General features: G+C 52.2%; 4 protein-coding genes. All 4 read left to right on the top strand.

The window, feature by feature from the left end; translation table 11 throughout:
- Positions 1–377, top strand: a 377-nt coding sequence (locus HOL66_16790; protein ID MBT5245890.1) for a 4Fe-4S binding protein, incomplete at its 5' end; no start/stop codon positions are given.
- Positions 374–1,366 (top strand): FAD:protein FMN transferase, encoded by a 993-nt coding sequence (locus HOL66_16785; protein MBT5245889.1) that lies wholly within the window; start codon positions 374–376, stop codon positions 1,364–1,366. The genes HOL66_16790 and HOL66_16785, both read left to right, overlap by 4 nt.
- Before the next feature lie 117 nt (positions 1,367–1,483).
- Complete coding sequence (pqqB, locus tag HOL66_16780; protein MBT5245888.1) at positions 1,484–2,413, top strand: pyrroloquinoline quinone biosynthesis protein PqqB; 930 nt, start codon at positions 1,484–1,486, stop codon at positions 2,411–2,413.
- Positions 2,410–3,180, top strand: a complete 771-nt coding sequence (gene pqqC / locus HOL66_16775; protein MBT5245887.1) for a pyrroloquinoline-quinone synthase PqqC — start codon at positions 2,410–2,412, stop codon at positions 3,178–3,180. The genes pqqB and pqqC overlap by 4 nt, the downstream gene beginning before the upstream one ends.
- Positions 3,181–3,299: the final 119 nt, after the last annotated feature.

Below are 3,299 nucleotides of genomic sequence, written 5' to 3'. Positions count from 1 at the left end.
ACAAGCTCGTCGAGGTCGAACCCTTCAAGACATCGATTACATTGTATTTCGAGCGCTCGCTTCCCCATGTCGCCTATGCTGTTGGTTGGTTGTTGATGGGAATGATTATGTTTAAGCCTTTCTGCCGATACATCTGCCCGCTGGGTGCAGGTCTTGCCCTTCTTGGCAAAATAAGGATCATTGATCCGATTTCACGACGAAGCGATTGCGGATCCCCTTGCCGGCTTTGTCAGGTGCGATGCCAGTACAACGCCATCGATGCAGTAGGAAATATCGATTACGACGAATGTTTCCAGTGTCTGGAATGCGTCGATATTTACAATGACAATCAAAAATGCGTGCCCCTGATTCTTGCCGCCCGGGGAGAAAGGAAATGAGCAACAGGACTTCAAGACGGCATTTTATTTCCATTGTCGGCGCGGCAGCGGGATTGTCGATTGCACCCGGGCTCTCACTTGCCGCAGCCCATCGGGTAAACTGGACCGGCAAAGCCCTGGGGGGTGAAGCCTCGATCAGTCTTTATCACCATGACAAACTGGCCGGTGAAAAAATTGTTGCCGTCTGCGCATCCGAGATTACCCGCCTGGAAAAAGTATTTAGCCTGTTTCGTCGGGATTCGGCTCTCGTAAGATTGAACAAAGAGGGTCAATTGTCATCTCCGCCAATTGAACTTGTCTCCCTTATCAGGCAGGCGAATGACATTTCACAGATCAGTAACGGCGCCTTCGATGTAACCGTTCAACCGCTGTGGGCGTTGTATGCCCACCATTTCTCGCAGATCAACCCCGACCCGGATGGTCCCGGCCGCGCGGCCATTAGCAAGGCCAGAACGCTCATCAACTGGCGGAATATTTTAATTTCCGAAGATCAGGTCTCATTTGCAAAGTCCGGCATGGCGATAACCATGAACGGTATAGCACAAGGATATATCACCGACAGAATTGCAGAAATTCTCCAGCGTAACGGCATCCGGGATACACTGGTCAATCTTGGTGAATTCAGGGGAACCGGCAAGCATCCAGACGGGCGGCCTTGGCGGATTGGCGTTTCCGATCCCTTACAATCCTCTCGCCTCATAGACACCCTGGAACTAAAAAATCAGGCCGTTGCAAGTTCCGGAGGGTACGGCACCACCCTGGATTCACGAGGCCGTTTCCATCATTTATTCAGCACCCAAAATGGCCTTCCATCACACTACTGGTCCGGCGTGACGGTTATCGCTAAAAGTGCGGCAATGGCGGATGCCCTATCAACAGCATTAGCCGTCATGGAACCTGATAAGGCTCAAAATCTGGTACGCGCTCGGGAAGATATAAAGGCCATACTGGTTTCCCACGATGGGACCATCATACGGATGGAAACCTGAGCGCGTTGATATCCGTTTCCTGCAACATAAGCCTAAAGTCGAATTTTAATAATTCGCATTTCCAAGGTATTGACGTGTTATCCATTGGTGAAATAGTCATCAACAAGGAAATCGGAAATGTTCAAGGTTTTGATACTGGGCTCGGCTGCGGGGGGCGGCTTCCCTCAATGGAATTGTAATTGTGAAAATTGCTCAAAGGCGCGTGCCGGGGATTCCAATGCGCGACCGCGCACCCAGTCTTCCCTTGCCGTAACGGCGGATGGGAAACGTTGGGTCCTGCTCAATACATCCCCGGATTTGCGCCAACAGATTTTTGAAAACCCCGCATTGCACCCCAACGAGGGTTTGCGGCACACGCCGATTTCCGCGGCGGTGCTGACTAACGCCGACATTGATCATTCAGCTGGATTATTGACGTTGCGCGAAAGCCAGCCATTTGCGCTCTACGCTACGGGTCGTGTACTGGGTGTTCTTGCAGGGAACTCCGTTTACGACGTGGTCAATCCTGATTTTGTCCCCAGACGCCCCCTGTCCTTAAACACACCAAAGAAACTGCTAGACGTTGAAAACAACGACCTAGGCCTAACCGTCACGCCCTTCGCCATTCCGGGAAAAATCGCCTTGTATCTTGAAGACGACACCCAAGACAATTTTGGTTCCGTTCCCGAAGACACCATCGGGCTTGAAGTCACGGATACCGCAACGAAAAAACGTTTCTTCTATCTGCCGGGCTGCGCTGCGGTTCCTGATGATCTGGCCAAACGCCTTATGGGAGCCGAGTTAGTATTCATGGATGGGACAACGTGGACCGATGATGAAATGATCCGCCGCAAGGTCGGCCACAAGACAGGACAGCGTATGGGCCATATGGCTATGGACGGCCCCGGGGGAACCATCGACACCTTTTCCCAATTCGATATCGCCCAAAAAGTCTTTATCCATATCAACAACACAAATCCCGTACTTCTTGACGACAGTCCCGAACGTGCCGAAGCAGAGGCCGCCGGATGGGTCGTCGCCCATGATGGATTGGAAATAACACCATGACCGACGGCCAGCCTTTCACTCCTGAAGCTTTCGAAGCCGAACTACGCGTCATTGGCAAACGCCAATACCACGATTTGCATCCGTTTCATCAACTTTTGCATGGTGGCGAGTTGAAAAAGGGCCAGGTACAGGCCTGGGCGCTGAACCGCTTCTATTACCAGATCAGCATTCCGCGCAAAGATTTGGCATTGATGTCGCGTATTGAGGACCCGGAGCTCCGTAACACCTGGCGTCAGCGCGTCCTTGATCATGACGGCGGCGGCGAAGGCGGCACCGGCGGGATCGAACGCTGGTTGCGCCTGACGGATGGCCTGGGGATGAACCGCGAAGACGTTAAAAATCTGAAAGGCCTTTTACCCGCGACCCGCTTTGCCGTTGATGCCTATGTTAATTTTGTATCGACCAAGCCGACTCTGGAAGGCATCGCATCATCACTGACGGAATTGTTCGCCCCGGACATTCACCGTGAACGCATCGACGGGTTTGAACGTTATTACGAATTTGCCAACGATGCAACATTGTCTTATTTCCGCCGTCGTTTGATTGAGGCACCACGGGATGTGGAATTCGGCCTGGCCTATGTGCTGGAGAACGCCACGACGCGCGAACAGCAAGACAAGTGCATCGCAGCGCTTACCTTCAAGACGGAGCTGTTGTGGGCGCAATTGGACGCACTGCATCACGCATACGTCTTTCCCGGCCTAATCCCGCCGGGAGCTTTCGTTCCCGAAGACATGACTGAAACGGTGTATACGCGCAAAGGGTGACAGTAAGACTTTTGTCTAGTTGTTCCGCTCTGCTTTCTCAAACATGATGATTATCGTCTCGGAGTATGTTCTTCTGTTTACAAGAAGTGTACGATGCCGGGCCATACAGTCAGTTAGTT

It is taken from the genome of Rhodospirillaceae bacterium (assembly GCA_018662005.1).
Classification (GTDB): Bacteria; Pseudomonadota; Alphaproteobacteria; order Rhodospirillales; family JABHCV01; genus JACNJU01.
This window is presented reverse-complemented; position numbering and strand designations above follow the sequence as displayed.

Coding starts and splice junctions, on each gene's coding strand:
- pqqC (MBT5245887.1), top strand. CDS start 2,410: ATGACCGACGGCCAGCCTTTCACTCCTGAAGCTTTCGAAGCCGAACTA.
- pqqB (MBT5245888.1), top strand. CDS start 1,484: ATGTTCAAGGTTTTGATACTGGGCTCGGCTGCGGGGGGCGGCTTCCCT.
- HOL66_16785 (MBT5245889.1), top strand. CDS start 374: ATGAGCAACAGGACTTCAAGACGGCATTTTATTTCCATTGTCGGCGCG.